The organism is Agromyces excoecariae (assembly GCF_051715505.1).
Classification (GTDB): Bacteria; Actinomycetota; Actinomycetes; order Actinomycetales; family Microbacteriaceae; genus Agromyces.
This window is the reverse complement of record NZ_JBPSLA010000001.1, coordinates 842601-861559: the sequence shown is the minus strand read 5'-3', so window position 1 is coordinate 861559 and position 18959 is coordinate 842601. Positions and strand designations below refer to the sequence as shown.

Sequence of the window (18959 nt, the reverse complement as noted above, 5' to 3'; positions counted from 1 at the left end):
TCGCGCACCTCGGGCGGACGCGTCGCTCCGAGGCCCGCGTCGGGGCCCGCCTCGGCGGCCCAGTCGGTCGCTGCGACGCCTCCGCTGCGAGTCGCCCGCTCGTCGCCCGTCACACCCGACCTCCCGACGGCCGATCGTCATCGGCCTCGTCGATCGTAGCCGTCCCGTCGATCATGGGCCCCGGGTCGTGGCGCGCGAGGGCGTTCTCGACCGCGCTGCGCACGAGCGGCGCGAGCACGGCGCCGGCGCGCGGCATCCCGATGCCCTCGAGGATCCCGGTGGCCTGGTCGACGATCGCGGTCGAGAACGAGACCGCGGTGTCGATCGCCTCGGCGTACGCCGCGCGGTCGGCCTCCGCGACGACGAACGGCTCGCCGCCCATCTCGACGACGAGCGCCTGGGCGATCGGCAGGACGGGCGCCGGCGCCGTGACCGCGAACCAGGTGCCCGCGAGCCGGCCGAGGTCGACGCTCGTGCCCGTGAAGGACATCGCCGGGTGGATGGCGAGCGGGATCGCGCCGGCCCGCATGGCGGGCTCGAGCACCCCGACGCCGTGCGCCGGCGCCGTATGCACGACGAGCTGCCCGGGCCGCCAGGCGCCCGCGGTCGCGAGCCCCTCGACGAGCGTGCGGAGTTCGTCGCCCGGGACGGCGAGCAGCACCAGTTCGCTGCGCTCGACGATATCGGGCAGCGCGAGGACCGGCACCTCGGGCAGCATCGCCGCAGCACGTTCGCGACTCGCGTCGGACACCGCCGAGATACCCGTGAGCGCATGGCCGGCGCCGCCCAGCGCTGACGCGAGGACCGCCCCCACCCGTCCCGCTCCGATCGTGCCGACGCCGAGCCGACCGGCCCGCTGGTCAGGACGCATGCTCGGCCCCCCAGCGGTCGGTCCGATCGTGGAGCGCCCGCTCGATCGCCTCCGACGCGATGGCCGCGAACGCGGCCGTCGCGTCGGCACGATCGAGTGCGGGAACCTCGGGGGTGATCGGTCCCGCCACGGTGTGGATGCGAACCGACTCGAGCCCGAGACCGCGTCGCACCGGGCCGGCGGCGACCGCGACCGACTGCATGCGCGCGAGCGGCACGAGCACCAGGCGACGCAGCAGCCAGCCGCTGCGGAGCACCGCCGTGCCGCCCTCGACCGCGATGCCGATGCGACGCCACGAGAACGGCCGGATCCACGCCGCACGCCGCGGCGCCGAGGTGAACCCGGCTGCCGGCCCGGTGCCGGCGAGTCCGGCGTCGAGCAGCGGGGCGAGCTCGTCGAGCGCCTCGGGCGCGAGCAGGCCGATGACGCGGCGCACGTCGTCGGCGGTGCCGACCGGCAGCACGAGCGTGCGACGGGCGGCGTCCCCCGCCTGCGTGACCGACTGGCCGGCGACGTTCACGCGCACCGTCCACCAGCCGAACGCGCGCCAGAGCAGCCACTGCGAGGCCTCGATCGCGTGGATGCGACCGGGCGGGATGGTCTGGTTCGCGGTCGAGAGCAGTCCCGACCCGATGCGGACGCCGTCGCGGGTGCCGGCGATCGAGTAGCGGAGCGACCCCGTGATCCGCGACCAGAGGTAGCTCACCACGCCGATCGCGGCGGGGATGAACGTGAACAGCATCCACAGCGTGCCGGTCGTCAGCGAAACGATGATGATCGCGATGATCGCGACGAGCCAGATCATCGACCCGCCGAGGAGCGAGGAGGCGATCACGCGGGGCAGCGGGAGCCGGACGACGGACTCCGGCGGAGCGAGGTCGGGATCGAGCTCGGGCGCCAGGAACTCGTCGACGCGGCGGCCGACGACCGCACTCGCGCGACCGGTGACCGACGGCGCACCCGATGCGGGCGACCGGCCGCCCGCGGCATCCGCCCCCGGCGCGGCACCGGCGGCGGCTCCGGCGGCGTCCGTCGCTTCCGCCTCCTGCCGTCGGGCGCCGGAGGCCAGCCGCAGCAGGTCGCCGCGCAGGCGATCGGCCTGCGCCGAGCCGAGGTAGGACAGGTCGACGTTGCCCGACTGCCCCGCAACCGAGACGTCGAGCTTCGCCGCTCCGAAGAGCCGCGCGAAGACCGGCCGGGCGATGTTGATGCCCTGGATCCGGTCGAGCCGCGCGCTGCGATGCGAGCGGAACAGGATGCCGCTGCGCACCTCGAGCGCCTCGTCGGTCACCCGGAAGGTGTGCATGCGCCATGCGAACCAGAACCCGAGGACGACGACCACGATGACCACGACCAGGGCGAGCAGGGCCCACCCGACGAGCCCGTGCGCGACGATGCCGGTCACCGGGTCCTCGGCCCAGTCGCCGCCGAAGTCGGGCGTCTCGCCGGGGGGCTCGGCGCCGGGAGCGAAGAACAGCACGAACACCTCGACGACGCGCTCGCGCAGGTTCGCCAGCACGAAGCCGAGCACGGCGATGAACACCAGTCCGCCCCGCAGCAGCGGGCTCGCCGGGTGCAGCCGATGCCACTCGCCGTCGGCGAGCGGGCCGATCGGTGCGCGGACCGCGGGCTCGGTCACAGGCCGGCCCGGCGGGTCTCGGCGAGCGCGACGAGCTCGTCGCGGAGTCGCTCGGCGTCGTCGAGCGGAAGCCCGGGCAACGTCACCGCGGTGGCCGCCGCGGCCGTCACGAACTTCAGGTCGGCGAGGCCGAGCGCCCGCGACACGGGGCCGCGCGTGATGTCGACGAGCTGCATGCGCCCGTAGGGCACCGCGACCTGTCGCTGGAACATGATGCCGCGCCGGAAGACGAGGTCGTCGGCCCGGCGGCGATAGCCGATGGAGCGCACCCGCCTCGGCTCGAGGGCGATGGAGACGAGTGCGATGATGCCGACCGCGATGCCGCCCCAGGTCGCCCACGGCAGCTCGAACCACCACCCGACGAGCAGGAGCACGGCGACGGTGATGCCCGCCCCGATCACGGAGCCGACGACCTCGACCACGACGTGCTTGGGCGAGACCCGGCGCCAGTCGTCGTCGACGTGGGCGGGCGCGTCGTTCGAGGCCGGGGCGGTGACCTCAGGCGCGGCCCGGTCGGCGGTCGTCTGCGGCTCGGCGTCGGTCGTGGCGTGCTCGGGGTCAGGCATGCGCCGAACCCTCCTCTTCGGGGTCGTCGGGCGGGAGGGTGCAGAAGTGCTCCGCGACGAGCCCGCCGATGAGCAGCAGCGCCGCGCCGATCGCGGTGGCGAGCCCCATCCAGATCGTGCCCACGGGTGGGAGGACGCTCCGCGTGAGCAGGAAGATCGTGATCCCGATGCCGACGCCGAGCACGAGAGCACCGGTGACGCTGCTCGCCTTGGCGAGCACGGCGATGCGGGCCGCAAGGAACGGGTCGACCCGGCGGCCCCGCTCGCCGCGCACGGCCTGCCGGATCGGCCAGGCCACGATCACGACGATCGCGCCGATGCCGACGAGCGTGACGGCGAGCGAGATCGGCGGCACCAGTGCCGTCGCGCCGCCCGCCACGAGGGCGAGCTCGCCGAGGTAGCCGACCGCCAGGCCGACGACCGCGAACGCGATGATGGTCGAGGCGTGCGTGCGCTTCACCGGCGAACCACCTCGTCGGTCGCCGCGGCGCGCAGCGCCGCGATCGGGCCGCGATCGACGATCACGGCGTCGGGGGCGGCGGCGAGCCACGGCGGCCGGGCGGCGGGCGGGGCGGGGGCCCCGACCGCCGCTCCGGGCGGGGGCCGCCCCGCCCCCCCACGGCTGCAGCACGAAGGCCCGCTCCCACGCGCGCGGGTGCGGGAGCTCGAGCCGCTCGTCGGCCATGCGGACGCCGCGCACGTCGATGAGGTCGAGGTCGAGCGTGCGGTCGCCCCAGCGCGTCTCGCGCGTGCGCCCGTGCTCGCCCTCGACGCGCTGCAGCAGGTCGAGGATCGCGTGCGGCTCGAGGTCGGTCTCGACCACGATGACGCCGTTCAGGTACTGCGGCGCATCGGGGTCGACGCCGTCGAGCCGCACGGCCGCGGTCTCGTACACCGGCGACACGGCCACGAGCTCGACGCCGTCGGCCTCGGCGACGGCCCGGGTGGCCGCCGCGATCGTCGCCTCGCGGTCGCCGAGGTTGGCGCCGAACGCGATCACGGCCCGGGTCACGCGCGGCTCCGCACGACCGTGACGGCGACGTCGCCGAAGGGCACCTCGATCGGCGCCTGCGGCTTGTGCACCGTGACGGTCGCCTCCTCGACGCCGTCGAAGCCGAGGGCCACCGCGGCGACGCGTTCGGCGACCGTCTCGATGAGGTCGACCGGGTCGCGCTCGACCGCCCGCGCGACCGCGACGGCGAGCTCGCCGTAGTGCACCGTGCTCGCGAGGTCGTCGCCGGATGCCGCGGCGGCGAGGTCGACGGCGACGGAGACGTCGATCACGAACTCCTGCCCCTGTTCCCGCTCGAAGTCGAACACGCCGTGGTGCGCGCGCACGCGGATGCCGGTGACGGCGATCCGATCACGAGTGCTGGCCACGTCGTCCACTCTGCCATGCGCGGGCGACGTCGAGCGCGACGCGCGTTCCGGCGACGTCGTGCACGCGGACGCCCCACGCACCGGCCTGCGCCGACAGCACGCTGACGACGGCCGTCGGGAGGTCGCGGTCCTCGACCGGCGCCCCCTCGGGCAGGAGCGCGCCCAGGAACCGCTTGCGCGATGCGCCCACCAGGATGGGCAGCCCGAGCTCGGCGAGCACGTCGAGCTCGGCGAGGAGCGCCCAGTTCTGGTCGCCCCGCTTGGAGAAGCCGAGGCCGGGATCGAGGATCAGCCGGTCCGACGAGACGCCCGCGGCGACGAGCTCGTCGACGCGCCTCGCGAGTTCGTCGCGAACGTCGCGCGCGACGTCGTCGTACTCGGCGAGGTCGTCCATCCGGTCGGAGTGCCCGCGCCAGTGCATCGCGACGTAGGTCGCCCCCGAATCGGCGGCGATCCGGGCCATCGCCTCGTCGGCGAGCCCGGCGGAGACGTCGTTGATGATCTCGGCGCCGGCCTCGACGGCCGCCTGGGCCGTGGCGGCGCGCATCGTGTCGACGCTCACGCGGAGGCCGCGACCCGCGAGCTCGCGGATGACCGGGATGACCCGGCGCAGCTCCTCCTCGGGATCGACCCGGGCCGCACCCGGTCGGGTCGATTCGCCGCCGACGTCGAGCACGTCGGCGCCCTCGGCGACCAGTTCGAGCGCGTGCTCGATCGCGGCATCCGCGTCGAACCATCGCCCGCCGTCGCTGAACGAGTCGGGCGTGACGTTCACCACGCCCATGATGACCGGCTCGGACGGCGTGGCCTCAGGCACCGCGCGCCGATCCGATCAGCGCGATGATCTCGGCCCGCGCGGCGGGTTCGGCGAGCTCGCCGCGGCTCGCGATCGTGACCGTCGAGCTGCGCTCCTGCCGCGCGCCGCGTGCGGTCACGCACCCGTGCACGGCGTCGATCACCACGAGCACGCCACGCGGATCGAGGCCGGCGACGAGCGCGTCGGCGACCTCCTCGGCGATGCGCTCCTGCAGCTGGGGGCGGCTCGCGATCGTGTCGATCACCGCGGGGATGCGGCCGAGGCCGACCAGGCGATCGCCCGGGAGGTAGGCCACGTGCGCGGTCCCGATGAACGGCAGGAGGTGGTGCTCGCACACCGATCGGAACGCGAGGTCGCGCAGCACCACGGCGTCGGAGGTCGCGGGGACGCCCGCGGCGGTGTCGCCGGAGGCCACGGTGTCGGCAAGGTGCACGAGCGGGTCGGCGCCCACGCCGCTGAAGTAGTCGGCGTAGGCCTCGGCCACGCGCTGCGGCGTGCGCTCGAGGCCCGGGCGATCCGGGTCCTCGCCGATGGCGAGGAGCAGTTCGCGCACGGCGCGCTCGATGCGGTCGGCGTCGACCCCCGTCATGGCACCATCCTCCGCGCCCTCCTCCGCGCCCCGGCTCACGCCGTGGCGGGGCGCGGCTTCGTGCTCGGCGTGCGGGACGCCTTCGCCTCCTCGACGGGCGTGCCCGAGTCGACGCCGCCATCGACGGCGCCCTGGTCGATCGGGGCCTTGCGGCTCGGGAACGGGATCGGCGGTCGGTCGGAGACCGGTCGCCGGTCGCTCGAGAGCCAGAGCGGCCGCTCGGGCAGCTTCTTGACGTCCTTGAAGATCTCGGCGATCTGGTGGTGGTCGAGCGTCTCCTGCTCGAGGAGCTCGGCGGCGAGCTTGTCGAGGATGTCGCGGTTGTCGTTCAGGACCTGCCACGCCTCGTCGTGGGCCTGCTCGATGAGCGTGCGCACCTCGATGTCGACCTTCTCGGCGATCTCCTCCGAGTAGTCGCGCTGGTGGCCCATGTCGCGTCCGAGGAAGACCTCGCCCTGCGACTGGCCGAGCTTCACGGCGCCGACGTTGGCCGACATGCCGTACTCGGTCACCATCTTCCGCGCCGTGGCGGTGGCCTTCTCGATGTCGTTCGACGCGCCGGTCGACGGATCGTGGAACACGATCTCCTCGGCGACGCGGCCGCCCATGGCGTAGGTCAGCTGGTCGAGCAGCTCGTTGCGCGTGACGGAGTACTTGTCCTCCAGCGGCAGCACCATCGTGTAGCCGAGGGCGCGACCGCGCGGGAGGATCGTGATCTTCGTCACGGGGTCGGTGTGGTTCATCGCCGCCGCGGCGAGCGCGTGGCCGCCCTCGTGGTACGCGGTGATGAGCTTCTCCTTGTCCTTCATCACGCGGGTGCGGCGCTGCGGGCCGGCGATGACGCGGTCGACGGCCTCGTCGAGCGCGCGGTTGTCGATGAGCTGCGCGTTCGAGCGGGCGGTGAGCAGCGCGGCCTCGTTCAGCACGTTGGCCAGGTCGGCGCCGGTGAAGCCCGGCGTCTTGCGCGCGAGGACCTCGAGGTCGACGCCGTTCGCGAGCGGCTTGCCCTTCGAGTGCACCTCGAGGATCTTCTGGCGGCCCTTGAGGTCGGGCGCGTCGACGCCGATCTGGCGGTCGAAGCGACCGGGACGCAGCAGCGCGGGGTCGAGGATGTCGGGGCGGTTGGTCGCCGCGATGAGGATGACGTTGGTCTTCGGGTCGAAGCCGTCCATCTCGACGAGCAGCTGGTTGAGGGTCTGCTCGCGCTCGTCGTGACCGCCGCCGAGCCCGGCGCCGCGGTGGCGGCCGACCGCGTCGATCTCGTCGACGAAGATGATGGCCGGCGCGTTCTGCTTGGCCTGGTCGAACAGGTCGCGCACTCGGCTGGCGCCGACGCCCACGAACATCTCGACGAAGTCGGAACCCGAGATCGAGTAGAACGGCACGCCCGCCTCACCCGCGACCGCGCGGGCGAGGAGCGTCTTCCCGGTGCCGGGAGGGCCGTAGAGCAGCACGCCCTTCGGGATCCGCGCGCCGACGGCCTGGAACTTCGCCGGCTCCTTCAGGAACTCCTTGATCTCGTGGAGCTCCTCGATGGCCTCCTCTGCGCCGGCGACGTCGTCGAAGGTGACCTTCGGGCTCTCCTTGGAGACGAGCTTCGCCTTCGACTTGCCGAACTGCATGACGCGGTTGCCGCCGCCCTGCATGCCCGAGAGCATGATCCAGAAGAACAGGCCGATGAGCACGAGCGGCAGCAGGATGCCGAGCATCGAGAGGAACCAGTTCGGCTGCGGCACCTCGTCGTCGAAGCCGTCGGCCGGGTTCGCCTCGTCGACCGCGGCGATGACGTCGTCGCCACGCGGGGTGACGTAGTAGAACTGCACCTGCGTGCCGAGGTCCTTCTCGGCCTCGGCGAGCGTGAGGTCGACGCGGTTCTCGACGTCGACGATCTTCACCGCCGACACCTTGCCGTCGTTCAGGAGCTCGAGCCCCTGCTGCGTCGAGACCTCGCGGAACCCCGACTGGGTGATCAGGGTGGACCCGATCCACACCGCGATGATGGCCAGCACGATGTAGAGGATCGGCCCGCGCAGGAGCTTCTTCATGTTCATGGTGCTAGCAGGCTACCCTCTGGCCACTGGGGGCCGGCTCCCTGTTCGCTGAAAGCGCGCAGCACCTCGCATCCGCCGCAGGATGCGCGCGTCGGGCCGTCGGCGCCTCAGCTGTAGACGTGCGGGGCGAGGATCGCGACGTCCCGCAGGTTGCGGTACCGCTCGGCGAAGTCGAGCCCGTAGCCGACGACGAACTGGTTCGGGATGTCGAAGCCGAGGTACTTCACGTCGATCTCGACCTTCGCGGCATCCGGCTTGCGCAGCAGCGCGCAGATCTCGATCGAGGCCGCGCCGCGCGAGGCGAGGTTGCCGAGCAGCCAGCTGAGGGTGAGGCCTGAGTCGATGATGTCCTCGACGATGAGCACGTGGCGGCCAGACAGGTCGGAGTCGAGGTCCTTCAGGATCTTCACGACGCCGGACGAGGTCGTGCCCGCGCCGTACGACGAGACCGCCATCCAGTCCATGGTCACGTGCGGCTTCAGTTCACGCGCGAGGTCGGCCATCACCATCACCGCGCCCTTGAGCACGCCGACGAGCAGGATGTCGCGCCCCTCGTAATCGACCTCGATGCGGCGTGCGAGCTCGGCGAGCTTGTCGCGGATCTGCTGCTCGGTCACGAGCACTTCGGTCAGGTCGGCCTCGATCTCGCGCGAATCCATCCCGAGCTCCTCCTGCGTGCGTCTGGGCGAACGGATGCCACGAGCCTACGCCGAGCGTCAGTGGTCGTGCGGCAGCACCTCGGTCGAGCCGGTCGTGGAGAGCACGAGGTGCGCGCCGGCTCGGGTGGCGCGGATGCCGCGCGGCAGGTCGATCGGCCCCTGCCCGTGCCAGTCGGTCACGAGCCGGGCGACCTCGAGCGTCTGCGCACGGCTCAGCGAGACGCCGAACTCGCTGTCGACGACGAGTCGCACGATGCGCTGGCGGAGCGCGGCGGGGTTCGCGGCGAGCGCGGCCGCCGAGATCGCGATGCCGGCCTCGGCGGGCTCGCAGATCTCCTCGATGAACTCGTCGATCTGGTCGGCGAACGCCTGCTCGTCCTCGCGCAGCTGCTCGGCGGTGCGCGCGAGCGCCTCCGCGACGCCGGGTCCGAGCTCGGCCTCGAGCACCGGCAGCACCCGTTCGCGTACGCGCACGCGTGCGTAGGCGGGGTCGAGGTTGTGCGGGTCGTCCCACGGTGCGAGGCCCGCGGCGATGCACGCCTGCCGGGTCGTGGCGCGTCGGATGCCGAGCAGCGGTCGCGCGTAGCGCCCGGACCGAGCGGCCATGCCGCCGAGGCTCGCCGACCCCGAGCCTCGCGCGAGTCCGAGGAGCACCGTCTCGGCCTGGTCGTCGAGCGTGTGGCCGAGGAGCACGACCTCGGCCCCGGTCGCGCGTGCGGCGGCGTCCAGCGCGGCGTACCGTGCGGCGCGTGCGGCGCCCTCGGGACCGGCGCCACCCGGTGCCGCGGCGGCATCGACCCGCTCGACGAGCACCGGGTCGAGCCCGAGGTCGCGGGCGACGGATGCCGCGGCATCCGCCTGCTCGGCGGACCCGGTCTGCAGCCCGTGGTCGACGATGATCGCGCCGGCGCGCCATCCGCCCCTCGGTGCCTCGAACGCCGCGGCCGCGGCGAGCGCGAGCGAGTCGGGCCCGCCCGAGAGCGCGACGAGCGCGAGCGGCGCGTCGTCGCGCGGCACGAGCACCCCGCGGACCGCGCGTCGCACGTCGGCGATCGGCGGCGTCAGGCGGGGACGGCGCTCGGAGGGCATCACGTAACCTTATTCCGTCGCCAGCGGCGCCCATCGGGGCGCGCGGCGACGCCGGTGCCGTCGCGGCCCGCGAGACCTTCCAGACTCCACATCCGAAACGAGGAGAGCACATGGGCGAGTACGCCGCCGTCATCGAGATCCCCAAGGGGAGCCGCAACAAGTACGAGGTCGACCACGAGACCGGCCGGGTGTTCCTCGACCGCGTGCTCTACACGAACTTCGTCTACCCCACCGACTACGGCTTCTTCGAGAACACGCTCGGCGACGACGGCGACCCGCTCGACGTGCTCGTGCTCACCCAGTACCCGCTCTTCCCGGGCGTCGGCGTGAAGGTGCGCCCCGTGGGCGTCTTCAACATGGTCGACGACGGCGGCGGCGACGCCAAGGTCCTCGCGGTGCCCGCCGGCGACCCGCGCTGGGACTACATCCAGGATGTGGAGGACATCCCCGAGTACACGCGCAAGGAGATCGAGCACTTCTTCGAGCACTACAAGGACCTCGAGCCCGGCAAGTGGGTCAAGACCGAGGGCTGGGCGAACGCCGCGGAGGCCGAGCGGCTCATCGCGAAGGCGATCGAGGCGTACCCGGGTCACTGAGCCCGAGCGGATGCCGCGGCATCCGCCTGCACGCACCGAGGGGGCGAGCCTGACGGCTCGCCCCCTCGTCGTGTCTGCCGGGCCGCGTCTCAGCCGAGGTAGATGCCGCGCGCGGCGAGGAAGGGGACGGGGTTGATCCGGCTCCAGCCGTCGTACACCTCGAAGTGCAGGTGGCAGCCGGTGGAGGCACCCGTCGTGCCGCTCGAGGCGATCACCTGCCCGGAGTTCACCCACTGCCCGTACCCGACGAACAGGCCGCCCGGGCGGATGTGGGCGTAGCCCGTGTAGATGCCGCCGCCGTGGTCGATCTTGATGAAGTTGCCGTAGCTGCCCGACCATCCGGCGTAGACGACCGTGCCCGAGTGCGCCGCGTAGATGGGCGCCGAGCACCCGGTCGCGATGTCGGTCGCGTAGTGGAACGAGTTCGAGCAGTACCCGCCGCTGCAGATGACCTGGCGAGGGCCGTAGCTGCCCGAGATCCAGCCGTACGCGGGCTTCGACCAACCGGACGACGCGGCCTGGCCGCCGCCACCACCGCCACCGCCACCGCCACCGCCACCGCCGGCTGCGGCTGCCGCTGCTGCTGCCGCGGCGGCCGCAGCCGCTGCTGCTGCTGCTGCGGCGCGACGTCGTCGCTCCTCCTCTTCCTTCCGCTTGCGCTCGCCCTCCTGGTAGGCGGCCGCGGTCTTCGCCTCGGTGTCCTTGAGGAACTTGAGCTGCTGGTCGAGCTCGATCTTCTTCTCCTCGGACTCGGCGAGCGCCTGCTCGGCCGCCGCCTGGGCTGCCTGGGCGGCGGCGAGCGCCTGCTCGGCCGCGACCCGCAGCTTCTCGCGCTCGACGCGAGCCACCTCGGCTTGGTCGGCGAGCGCCTGGGCGGTGTTGCCGGCCTCCCTCGCCTGCTCGTAGATGTCGGCCGTGCGTTCGACGAGCTTCTCCATCGAACCGAGCTTGGCGAGCAGTTCGTCGGTGCGGGCCGCATCGCCCGCGTCGAACATCAGGTTCACGCCGAGGTCGGACCCGCCGGTCCGGTAGAGCTGGGCGGCGAGCTGCCCGGCATTGCGCTCGGCCTCCTCGGCCTCGGCCTTCGCCTCGTCGGCCTGCGCCTGGATCTCGTCGGCACGCCGCACCGCGTCGTCGTACTGCTGCTGCGCCACGATCAACTCGTCGGTGCGGCGCTGCGCTTCGGCGCGTGCCGCCTCGACGTTCGCCTCGAGGTCGGCGATGAGGCCGATGATCTCGTCGACCGCCTGCGCTGCGGCCTTCGTGTTCGCCTTGGCCTTCTGCAGTTCCTCCCACGTGGGGTAGTCGGCGGCGGTCGCGGCGACGGGATTCGCCACCACACCGGCGGTGGCCGCGAACACGATGACGAGCGCGCCGGCGAGCGCGCGCATTCGCGACCCCCAGGGGGCTCGGCGTCCTGCGGTTCCCGACATGATTCCCCATCCGCGCGGGCCGTCCGGACCGCGCTCGCGTACCCGCCATGCGGGCAGTGGCCCTGTCACAGTAGGTTCGGAACGACCGCGGATCGGGCATTTCGGCCGCGCGTTGCGCGTCTTGCCCGCCTCGTTTTGGATTCTGGCCGAGGTATGCGTATGCTTTCTTCTCGGCGGTCGAGCCCTAGGGCACGACCTTCCGGCCCCATCGTTTAGCGGCCTAGGACACCGCCCTTTCACGGCGGCAGCACGGGTTCGAATCCCGTTGGGGTCACCCAGCGATGGGTTTACAATTGAACAGCTTCATTACGAGGCCCTGTGGCGCAGTTGGTTAGCGTGCCGCCCTGTCACGGCGGAGGTCGCGGGTTCAAGTCCCGTCAGGGTCGCTCAGGCGACAAGCCCTTTCCCTTTCGAGAGAAGGGGCTTTCTCCTTATCATCGAGGTGTTCTGCACCCCGAGGCTCTGTAGCTCAGTTGGTAGAGCGTTCGACTGAAAATCGAAAGGTCACCGGATCGATGCCGGTCGGAGCCACAGACGAAAACCCCCGGTTCGCCGGGGGTTTTCGCGTTTGGCATCCGTTGCACCGCCTTGCCTCAGGTCGCCGCGCGGCCCAGTGATGGAACGTGTCGATCTTTCGACTGCTGTCGGGGTCGTAATCGCGGGTGGGCGGGCGGCGTGCACCTCGCGCGTCGAGCTCCAGGTCGTCGAGGCGCGTGAGCACGAACTCGCGCATCGCCGTCGCGAGCGCGGAATCGGATGGGGTGAAGTCGCCGCGGCCGAGGGCCGATCCGGCGGCGTCCACGATCTCGTGGGCCATCGCCGGGGCGTCACTGGCCTGCGCGTCCGGGAGTCGAAGCCAGGCCGACATGACTGCACTTCGCAGCACGCGCCCGCGCGGCGAGTCCCGGTGGAATCGGGCCCAAGACGAGGACCGCGCCGACGCGGGCATCCGATGGCGCGGGATCACGACCCAGATCGTGTCCACATCACTGCAGGTGGCATGGAACGGCCGGCCGAGGTCGAGCACCCCGACGTGCTCCGCGTCGAGCGCCAGTTCGTCTCCGTCGAGCTCGAAACGGATGCGCCCCCCGAGGTAACGCGAAATTGAGACTGACGTGCAACGGCGACCGGCGCCGGGCGGCGTAGCGTCGACGGCATGGGTGGGCATCCGCGCCCACATCCGGGAAGTCTGGAGGGGAAGCTGATGCAGACGATGACCTTGGCCGATGGCCGCGAGCTCTCGTACGACTCGTTCGGGGATCCGGACGGGAACCCGGTGATCTTCTGCCATGGGCTCTCGGATTCACGATTGATCCGCAACCCCGATGAGGCCCTCAACGGTTCCCTCGGTGTACGCGTCGTCGTCGCCGACCAGCCGGGGGTGGGCGGGTCGACGCCGCAGCACGGTCGGCGGATGGCCGACTGGGGGGCCGACATGGAGCAGCTGGCCGACCACGTCGGGTTCGAGCAGTTCGCGGTTGCGGGTCATTCCGGGGGCGGCCCGCACGCCCTGGCGGTCGCCGCGCATCTGCCCGACCGCGTTGTGGCCGGGGTCCTCGCGTCACCGGTCGGACCGTTCGACGAGGACGGATTCGCCAAGATGCTCGTGATGCGCGATCTCAAGCTCATCGTGAAGCTGCGTCACCTGCATCACGTCATCCGATGGGCCTACCGGGCCGACGTCAAGAAGGCGAAGCAGGACATCGGGACCTTCGTCGAGTCGATGGCCGAGGACGACCCCTCGGATGCATCCACGTTCCTCGACGATCCGGCCCAGCGCGAGATGTTCGAAGCGAACTTCACCGCCGGCATGGTCCAGGACGAGGAGGGCCTCTACGAGATGACGATGGCGCTCTGGGACTGGGGCTTCGAACTCGAAGACGTGGCGCAACCGTTCGAGGTGTTCTACGGCGATGCCGATTCGATCATCTCGCCGGAGATGCCGATGCACGTCGCCGAACGGCTTCCGCACGCGAGCCTGCACGTCTGGCCGGGCGCGGGCCACTACGGCTTCGTCGACCGAGACCGCTGGATCCAGTTCTGGGCGCCGCTGGCAGCGGGCACCCGAACCGACGCGGCCGCTCTCGGTGGTCCCGATGGCGACCGATGACACGGCAGGAGCAGACCAGCGCACCTCGACCCGCGGGACGCACGGGCGTCCGGCGATGTCACTTCCGCCCCGATCCGAGCGGGCCGAAGGTCTCACGAGCGCGCGAGCGCCGGTGGTAGCGTCTGGCGCGCACGCGCGTCCGCGTCGGCGGGCCGCGCGGTCCGAGGAGGAATGATGCGCATCACCGACTTCGAGCCGTTCAAGAACGTTCCGTTCTACCTGTGGGTGAAGGACGCGAGCGGCACCTACCTTTGGGGCAGCTCGCAGATGGATCGCTTCGCGGGAGGATCGGTGCAAGGCAGGACCGACGCGGACTTCGGTCCGGCCGCGGAATCATCGGAAACAGCAGCGACCCTGCAGGCGAACGACCGGCACGTGCTGGACAGCGGCGAGCCGTTGTACACGCACGAGCGGATCGAGGGCGCTGGCGATGTGAGCGTGTGCAAGTGGCCCGGCGAGCTCGACGGCGAGCGAGTCACCTTCGGGATCTCGTTCGCGGTCCCCAGCGACTGAGCGATCGGGCTCTACGGATCCCCGCGAGCCGCTGAACGCGACGAGGGTGACGCCGCCGGGACGTTGACCTGCCATGTCGGTGTGCTGCATCGCGAGTCACCGCGGGCGTTCTGGCCGGACCCCGTCGCCGAGTCGGCGAGCGGAAGGTCGTCGACTGCATCGCGGACACCGGCGTTTGCGCGGCGAATCACCCTCGATACTCCCCTCAGACGTCCCGAACGGCGTGGATCCGCCCGTCGGCGATGGCAGCCAGATGTGCGGCGTGGTCCCGTTCGGTCAGGTCGGCGTATGCGGAGGCGAACTCGACCACCGCACGGTCGAACGTGTCGTCGTCGCCGAGGTAGCCCTTGATCGCCGTGGCGTCGCCGCTGCGGGCGTGGGCGAGGGCGAGTGTCGCCCCGCACAGGCCGGCGTAGCGTGACAGGACCTTGCCGCCCATCGCCTCCACGACGAGCGAGCCCTTGCCGTCCCACAGCTGCCTGGCGTAGAAGTCGAGCGGACGGCGACTACGAGGCGAGTCGTATCGCGCCCATCCGAGGAGGACATCGCCGCTCGCCTGCATGAGGCGCTGGCCCTGGACGACGCGCTCGCCCGCCTCGGCGAAGTCGCGCGGTCCGAGGTACGGCTCCAGGACTGAAGCGGTGGCCTCCTTGAACTGCAGCACGAGCGGCTCGCCATCGGCCGTCGTGAGCAGGGCGATGACGCACCTCGTCCCGACGCTGCCCACGCCGACCACCTTGATCGCCAGATCCACGACCTCGTAGCGCTCGAGAAGGCGCCGCAGGCCCAGCGGCAGGGTAGACCGGTAGGCGTCGAAGAAGACGCCGACCTGCTCGCCCTCGTCGGAGTCCATGTCGAAGTGGAAGACGAGCGGCGGATCGTCCACGATCCGCCAGGTGCCCCCTGCGCGTTCCGTCAGGCGATCGAACGCCCGGAGGCTCGTCCGTCCGGACGCCCGGCGTCCGGCCTTCTCAAGCCGCTCGGCATCCTTGCCCTGTGTCGCCTCGAGGAGCGCGTCGAGTTCGAGCCGGAAGTAGTGGACCGCGAACGGGTCCCGTTCGGCGAGATCCCCGATCACGCGGCGATACTCGGAGAGCGCGGACCGCGTGGCCGACCTGGTCTTCGCCGCATCGAGCCCGTTGCCGCGGCCGGCGACGGTGACGCTCGCCGCGAGCCGCTTCAGGTCCCATTCGAACGGCCCGGGGTGTGTCTCGTCGAAGTCGTTGACGTCGAACACGAGACGCCGGTCGGGCCCGTTGAACAGGCCGAAGTTCGCCAGGTGGGCGTCACCGCACAGCTGGACCTCCACACCCGAATCGGGCACCTGCGACAGGTCGGACGCCATCACGGCAGCCGCCCCCCGGTAGAACGTGAACGCGCTCGCGCTCATCCGCCCGTGCCGGATCGATACGAGTTCGGGGATGCGCTGCGCATCCTGCGCGACGAGCAGGTCCACCGGGTCGGGCCGGTCGCCCGGCTGCGGGAGTTCGGAGTGTCGTTCGACCGGGACCATGTCACGTCGCGCGGCGCCTCGGGCGTATCGAGCCCTCCGATCGAGGCCGCGCAGCGACGACGGGTCCACGCGGTCGCGACGGGCGCCGCCGGCACGACTCGCCGCGTCCATCATCGTGGCCCTGCGGCGGCTCTCGCCCGCTGCCCGGCGGTGGGTGCGGCTGCTGACATCATCCGTCCTCGAGTGGTGCGGATCAGGGCGGACTCAGCCGCACATCTCCGAGCCGTCCTGGTTGTAGAACCGTTCGCGGATGCCGCCGTCGCGGCTGAGCGTGACGTGGGCGAAGCCGTTCATCGCGCGGCCGCGGTGCTCGGGCACATCGTCGTCGTAGGGGGTGTGGGCGTAGCACTCGATGGGCTTTCCCGGTCCGGCGTTCTCCGCGAGCTCGGCGGGCGGCGCGAACGGGATCGCGCCGTGACCCATGACCCTGGCCTTGGTGTTCGGCCCGGCGGCCGAATGCTCCGAATAGACGGCGGCCGCGTGATAGTGCCCGTAGTACCAGACGTCGGGCGCCCGACCCAGCGCGTGGTCGGACACGACGTCGTCCCACAGCGAGCTCTTCTCGTTCCCCTCCGGCAGCAGGGCGTGGTGGTGCGTCATGACGAACACCTTCTGCCCGGTTCGGTCGGACTGCTCGCGCACCCGCCGGAGGAACGCCCGCTGGTGCTCGTCCTGGATCTTCCCGTCGTACATGAGCGGCAACTCGGCCGCGTACGCCGAGTCGAGGCCGACGATGATCCAGTCGCCGAACTCGACGGCGAAGTAGCTCGTGCCCTGCTGCGCCGCGAACGTCGGGTGCTTCAGGCCCGCCTCGAAGTAGCCCTTCGCCCACGCGTACATGTCGTGGTTGGAGTTCAGGTTGAAGCTGCCGCGGCGCCCCGGCTTCCAGTCGCGCAGGAAGAGCGGGTAGATCTGCATGGAGCCGAGCGGGTACACGTCGCCGAGGTGGACGGTGTAGTCCACGCCGAGCTCCATCATCTTGTCCATGATCGCGATCGGCGGCGAGACGACGCCCTCGCCGTCGAAGTAGGCCCCGCCGCCCCAGTCACCCGTCAGCCCGAGCGTGAGCTCGTCGGCGTCGTCGATCCTGATCCATGCGGGGTCCGTGCCGAACGGGTGCGTGATCGACGGGTCGAGCAGCCTCGCGACGTACGACGGGGCGACGAGAGTCCACGCCGGATCCGTGAGCGACCACGTGTGGTTCGACAGCAGCGCCCCATCGCGGAGCGGCGTGTTGTTGCTCAGCAGCGGCTCCCACTCCGCGAGCATCTCGGGCGTGATGGCGGACTTCTTCAGGCCCATCCGCTGCAGGAATTCGACCCAGCGCGGCGGGAAGAACGCCTCGATCTGCGAGATCGAGAAGGAGCCCTCGATGTGCATCTTCGGCTCGTAGGGTGGTCCCGCCTGGATCATCCGGATCGCCTCGGCCTCGATGACCGAGACGATGCCGAGGTAGTACGTCAGCGTCTGCGGCGGCTCGAAGTCCGGGTCCTGGTAGCGCGGGTCGTCGAGCAGCCACTCGAGGCTCTTCGCGTACTCGACCAGTGCCTCGCCGGTGTAGCCGTGCGACTGCCGCCACACGCGGCGCGCGTGGTCCTTCGGGTCGATCTCGGGGGTGCTCCGGTCTTCATCCGCGGACATGGTCATCGATTCCCCTCGCTCGTGGCGCTCACTCGCCGAACACCGTGCGCCAGTCCTCCCGCACGCTCGCCATCACCCAGCCGTCGGTGCGCCCACGCTCGAGGATCCGCTCCGCGCCCGACGTGTAGTCGAACTCGCGCTCCGCGTCGTCGTGGACGATGACGAGGCGGAAGGCCGCGACCTCGAGCATCTCGATGTCGACGTCGCCGTTGCCTGCGGCGAACCTCGGCAGCCGCCCGGTGCGCGCGAAGAGGTGCTCCGGCTTGCCCGGGCCGAGCGCCACGTTGCCGAGCAGCGTGTTCTCCCGTACGAGGCGACCGTCGCGGTACTCGAACTCGGGAGCGGACCCGATCACGTTCTCCTTCAGGACCCCCCACGTCTCCTCGGCGATCACGCGCATGAAGTCGCGTCCGCCGCCCGAGCACACGAACACCCGCCAGCCGTGGTCCCGGAGCAGGTCGAAGAGCTCCAGCATCGGCCGGTAGACGAGGTCGGTGAAGGGCCGATCGAGCGTCGGATGCCGCGTCGCCGCGAGGAACGCGCGGACCTCGGCGTCGTACTCCTCCGGCGTGCTGCCCTCCCACGCCCGCCCGACGGCCCCGAGGAACGCCACCACCGTGTCCGGATCCTGGCGCGCGAGCGCAGCCAGGAAATCCGGATCACGAGCCACCAGCGACCGGTACGGCTCGAGCGACGCCAACGACGGATCCGAACGCACCTGGTCCGCGAGCTTGCCGAGGAGCAGCCCCGTCTGCGCGGGCGCCGGCTGCTCGACCCACAGCGTGCCGTCGTTGTCGAACGCCGCGACGCGATCCGCGAGCGGCACGAATGCCGACGCACCCTCGGTCGCCGAACCAACGACGTAGTCCAGGATCGCCCGCTTCGCCGCGCCCTCGTTCCAACCGTCCAGATACGACATGGTCACCGCCCCGAACCCTCGATGGGTCAGAAGCTAGTCCTCGCGCGTCCGAGCGGGACAGGACCTTCGACCCGGTCGCGGCCGCCCGAGATCCGTCGGCAGAGCGGCGCGACCACCCGTCGAGGAACCCGTCGTGATCGCGTACGAAGTGCCCTCAGGGAGGGAGGTGGCGTCGCTAACCAGTGACGGCCGTCATCCTGATGGAGACGAGGATGCCGGGGAGCTCGACGCCGAGCTTCGCGACGTACCGAGCGGGCGAGTCCGACGTGAACCAACGGGCGTACTCCTCGTTCAGCCCGGCGAAGTCCTCGGGTCTCGCGAGGAGGATGCCGACCTCGACGACGTCGTCGAGCCCCGCCCCTGCCGCCGTCAGGATCGCCTCGCAGTTCGCGAGCGCCTGCCGGGTCTGCTCCTCGATGGTCTCGCCCGCGAGCGCCCCGGTCGTCACGTCGACGCCCACCGTGCCGGAGACGTGGATGTGCGCCCCGGCTCGCACTCCCTGGCTGTAGAACGGCGAGCTCGGAGCATCCGGGGTGGTGATGATCTCCCTGGTCATTGCGAGCCTCCTCGTTG

The 18959-nt window shown here is 71.4% G+C and carries 18 protein-coding genes, 3 tRNA genes and 1 pseudogene; 6 read left to right on the top strand and 16 right to left on the bottom strand.

Features of this window, described 5'->3' with window-relative positions; translation table 11 throughout:
* Positions 1–109: 109 nt before the first annotated feature.
* The 10 genes from ACSJD1_RS03995 to tilS form a co-directional block, all read right to left on the bottom strand.
* Positions 110–871 carry a Rossmann-like and DUF2520 domain-containing protein gene (locus ACSJD1_RS03995; protein ID WP_438854012.1) on the bottom strand — a complete coding sequence of 254 codons (762 nt, stop codon included), beginning with the start codon at positions 869–871 and terminating at the stop codon, positions 110–112.
* Positions 861–2510: a PH domain-containing protein gene (locus ACSJD1_RS03990; RefSeq protein WP_438854011.1), complete on the bottom strand. Its 1650-nt coding sequence runs from the start codon at positions 2508–2510 to the stop codon at positions 861–863. Before ACSJD1_RS03990 ends, ACSJD1_RS03995 begins: the two co-directional genes overlap by 11 nt.
* The gene (locus ACSJD1_RS03985; RefSeq protein WP_438854010.1) at positions 2507–3076 is read right to left on the bottom strand and encodes a PH domain-containing protein; all 570 of its coding nucleotides are present in this window, start codon (positions 3074–3076) and stop codon (positions 2507–2509) included. Before ACSJD1_RS03985 ends, ACSJD1_RS03990 begins: the two co-directional genes overlap by 4 nt.
* Positions 3069–4088 carry a 2-amino-4-hydroxy-6-hydroxymethyldihydropteridine diphosphokinase gene (gene folK / locus ACSJD1_RS03980; protein WP_438854009.1) on the bottom strand — a complete coding sequence of 340 codons (1020 nt, stop codon included), beginning with the start codon at positions 4086–4088 and terminating at the stop codon, positions 3069–3071. The genes ACSJD1_RS03985 and folK overlap by 8 nt, the downstream gene beginning before the upstream one ends.
* Positions 4085–4456 carry a dihydroneopterin aldolase gene (gene folB / locus ACSJD1_RS03975; RefSeq protein WP_438854008.1) on the bottom strand — a complete coding sequence of 124 codons (372 nt, stop codon included), beginning with the start codon at positions 4454–4456 and terminating at the stop codon, positions 4085–4087. Before folB ends, folK begins: the two co-directional genes overlap by 4 nt.
* A complete protein-coding gene (gene folP, locus ACSJD1_RS03970) occupies positions 4440–5240 on the bottom strand; it encodes a dihydropteroate synthase (protein WP_438854121.1) in 801 nt (266 codons plus the stop codon). Before folP ends, folB begins: the two co-directional genes overlap by 17 nt.
* 25 nt (positions 5241–5265) lie before the next feature.
* Positions 5266–5862, bottom strand: a complete 597-nt coding sequence (folE, locus tag ACSJD1_RS03965) for a GTP cyclohydrolase I (protein WP_438854007.1) — start codon at positions 5860–5862, stop codon at positions 5266–5268.
* Positions 5863–5897: 35 nt separating this feature from the next.
* Complete coding sequence (ftsH, locus tag ACSJD1_RS03960; protein ID WP_438854006.1) at positions 5898–7913, bottom strand: ATP-dependent zinc metalloprotease FtsH; 2016 nt, start codon at positions 7911–7913, stop codon at positions 5898–5900.
* Between the two features lie 107 nt (positions 7914–8020).
* Positions 8021–8572 carry a hypoxanthine phosphoribosyltransferase gene (hpt, locus tag ACSJD1_RS03955; protein ID WP_438854005.1) on the bottom strand — a complete coding sequence of 184 codons (552 nt, stop codon included), beginning with the start codon at positions 8570–8572 and terminating at the stop codon, positions 8021–8023.
* A gap of 57 nt (positions 8573–8629) precedes the next feature.
* Positions 8630–9661: a tRNA lysidine(34) synthetase TilS gene (tilS, locus tag ACSJD1_RS03950; protein ID WP_438854004.1), complete on the bottom strand. Its 1032-nt coding sequence runs from the start codon at positions 9659–9661 to the stop codon at positions 8630–8632.
* 110 nt (positions 9662–9771) lie between these two features.
* On the opposite strand from tilS, the gene ppa reads away from it, so the two are divergent.
* Positions 9772–10257, top strand: a complete 486-nt coding sequence (gene ppa, locus ACSJD1_RS03945; RefSeq protein WP_438854003.1) for an inorganic diphosphatase — start codon at positions 9772–9774, stop codon at positions 10255–10257.
* Between the two features lie 89 nt (positions 10258–10346).
* On the opposite strand, the gene ACSJD1_RS03940 is transcribed toward ppa, so the two are convergent.
* Positions 10347–11648 carry a M23 family metallopeptidase gene (locus ACSJD1_RS03940; RefSeq protein ID WP_438854002.1) on the bottom strand — a complete coding sequence of 434 codons (1302 nt, stop codon included), beginning with the start codon at positions 11646–11648 and terminating at the stop codon, positions 10347–10349.
* Positions 11649–11891: 243 nt separating this feature from the next.
* On the opposite strand from ACSJD1_RS03940, the gene ACSJD1_RS03935 reads away from it, so the two are divergent.
* The 3 genes from ACSJD1_RS03935 to ACSJD1_RS03925 all read left to right on the top strand — a co-directional run bounded on the left by ACSJD1_RS03935 (position 11892) and on the right by ACSJD1_RS03925 (position 12221).
* A tRNA-Glu gene (locus ACSJD1_RS03935) sits at positions 11892–11964 on the top strand.
* A gap of 38 nt (positions 11965–12002) precedes the next feature.
* Positions 12003–12076 (top strand) — tRNA-Asp (locus ACSJD1_RS03930).
* 72 nt (positions 12077–12148) lie between these two features.
* A tRNA-Phe gene (locus tag ACSJD1_RS03925) sits at positions 12149–12221 on the top strand.
* A 259-nt stretch (positions 12222–12480) separates the two neighbouring features.
* Here ACSJD1_RS03925 and ACSJD1_RS03920 read toward each other — a convergent pair.
* Positions 12481–12858: pseudogene (locus ACSJD1_RS03920) on the bottom strand (AraC-like ligand-binding domain-containing protein); the annotation flags it as partial.
* A gap of 36 nt (positions 12859–12894) precedes the next feature.
* Here ACSJD1_RS03920 and ACSJD1_RS03915 point away from each other — a divergent pair.
* Both ACSJD1_RS03915 and ACSJD1_RS03910 read left to right on the top strand, forming a co-directional pair.
* Entirely contained in the window at positions 12895–13800 is a 906-nt protein-coding gene (locus tag ACSJD1_RS03915) for an alpha/beta fold hydrolase (protein ID WP_438854001.1), read from the top strand.
* Between the two features lie 174 nt (positions 13801–13974).
* Positions 13975–14313, top strand: a complete 339-nt coding sequence (locus ACSJD1_RS03910; protein ID WP_438854000.1) for a PAS domain-containing protein — start codon at positions 13975–13977, stop codon at positions 14311–14313.
* A gap of 205 nt (positions 14314–14518) precedes the next feature.
* Here ACSJD1_RS03910 and ACSJD1_RS03905 read toward each other — a convergent pair whose 3' ends face one another.
* From ACSJD1_RS03905 to ACSJD1_RS03890, 4 genes are all read right to left on the bottom strand, one after another.
* Positions 14519–15826, bottom strand: a complete 1308-nt coding sequence (locus ACSJD1_RS03905; protein WP_438853999.1) for a DUF2252 domain-containing protein — start codon at positions 15824–15826, stop codon at positions 14519–14521.
* Between the two features lie 204 nt (positions 15827–16030).
* A complete protein-coding gene (locus ACSJD1_RS03900) occupies positions 16031–17473 on the bottom strand; it encodes a metallophosphoesterase family protein (protein WP_438853998.1) in 1443 nt (480 codons plus the stop codon).
* 22 nt (positions 17474–17495) lie between these two features.
* On the bottom strand, positions 17496–18386 hold the full coding sequence (locus ACSJD1_RS03895; RefSeq protein ID WP_438854120.1) for an HAD family hydrolase: 891 nt from the start codon (positions 18384–18386) through the stop codon (positions 17496–17498).
* 175 nt (positions 18387–18561) lie between these two features.
* The gene (locus tag ACSJD1_RS03890; RefSeq protein ID WP_438853997.1) at positions 18562–18942 is read right to left on the bottom strand and encodes a RidA family protein; all 381 of its coding nucleotides are present in this window, start codon (positions 18940–18942) and stop codon (positions 18562–18564) included.
* Positions 18943–18959: the final 17 nt, after the last annotated feature.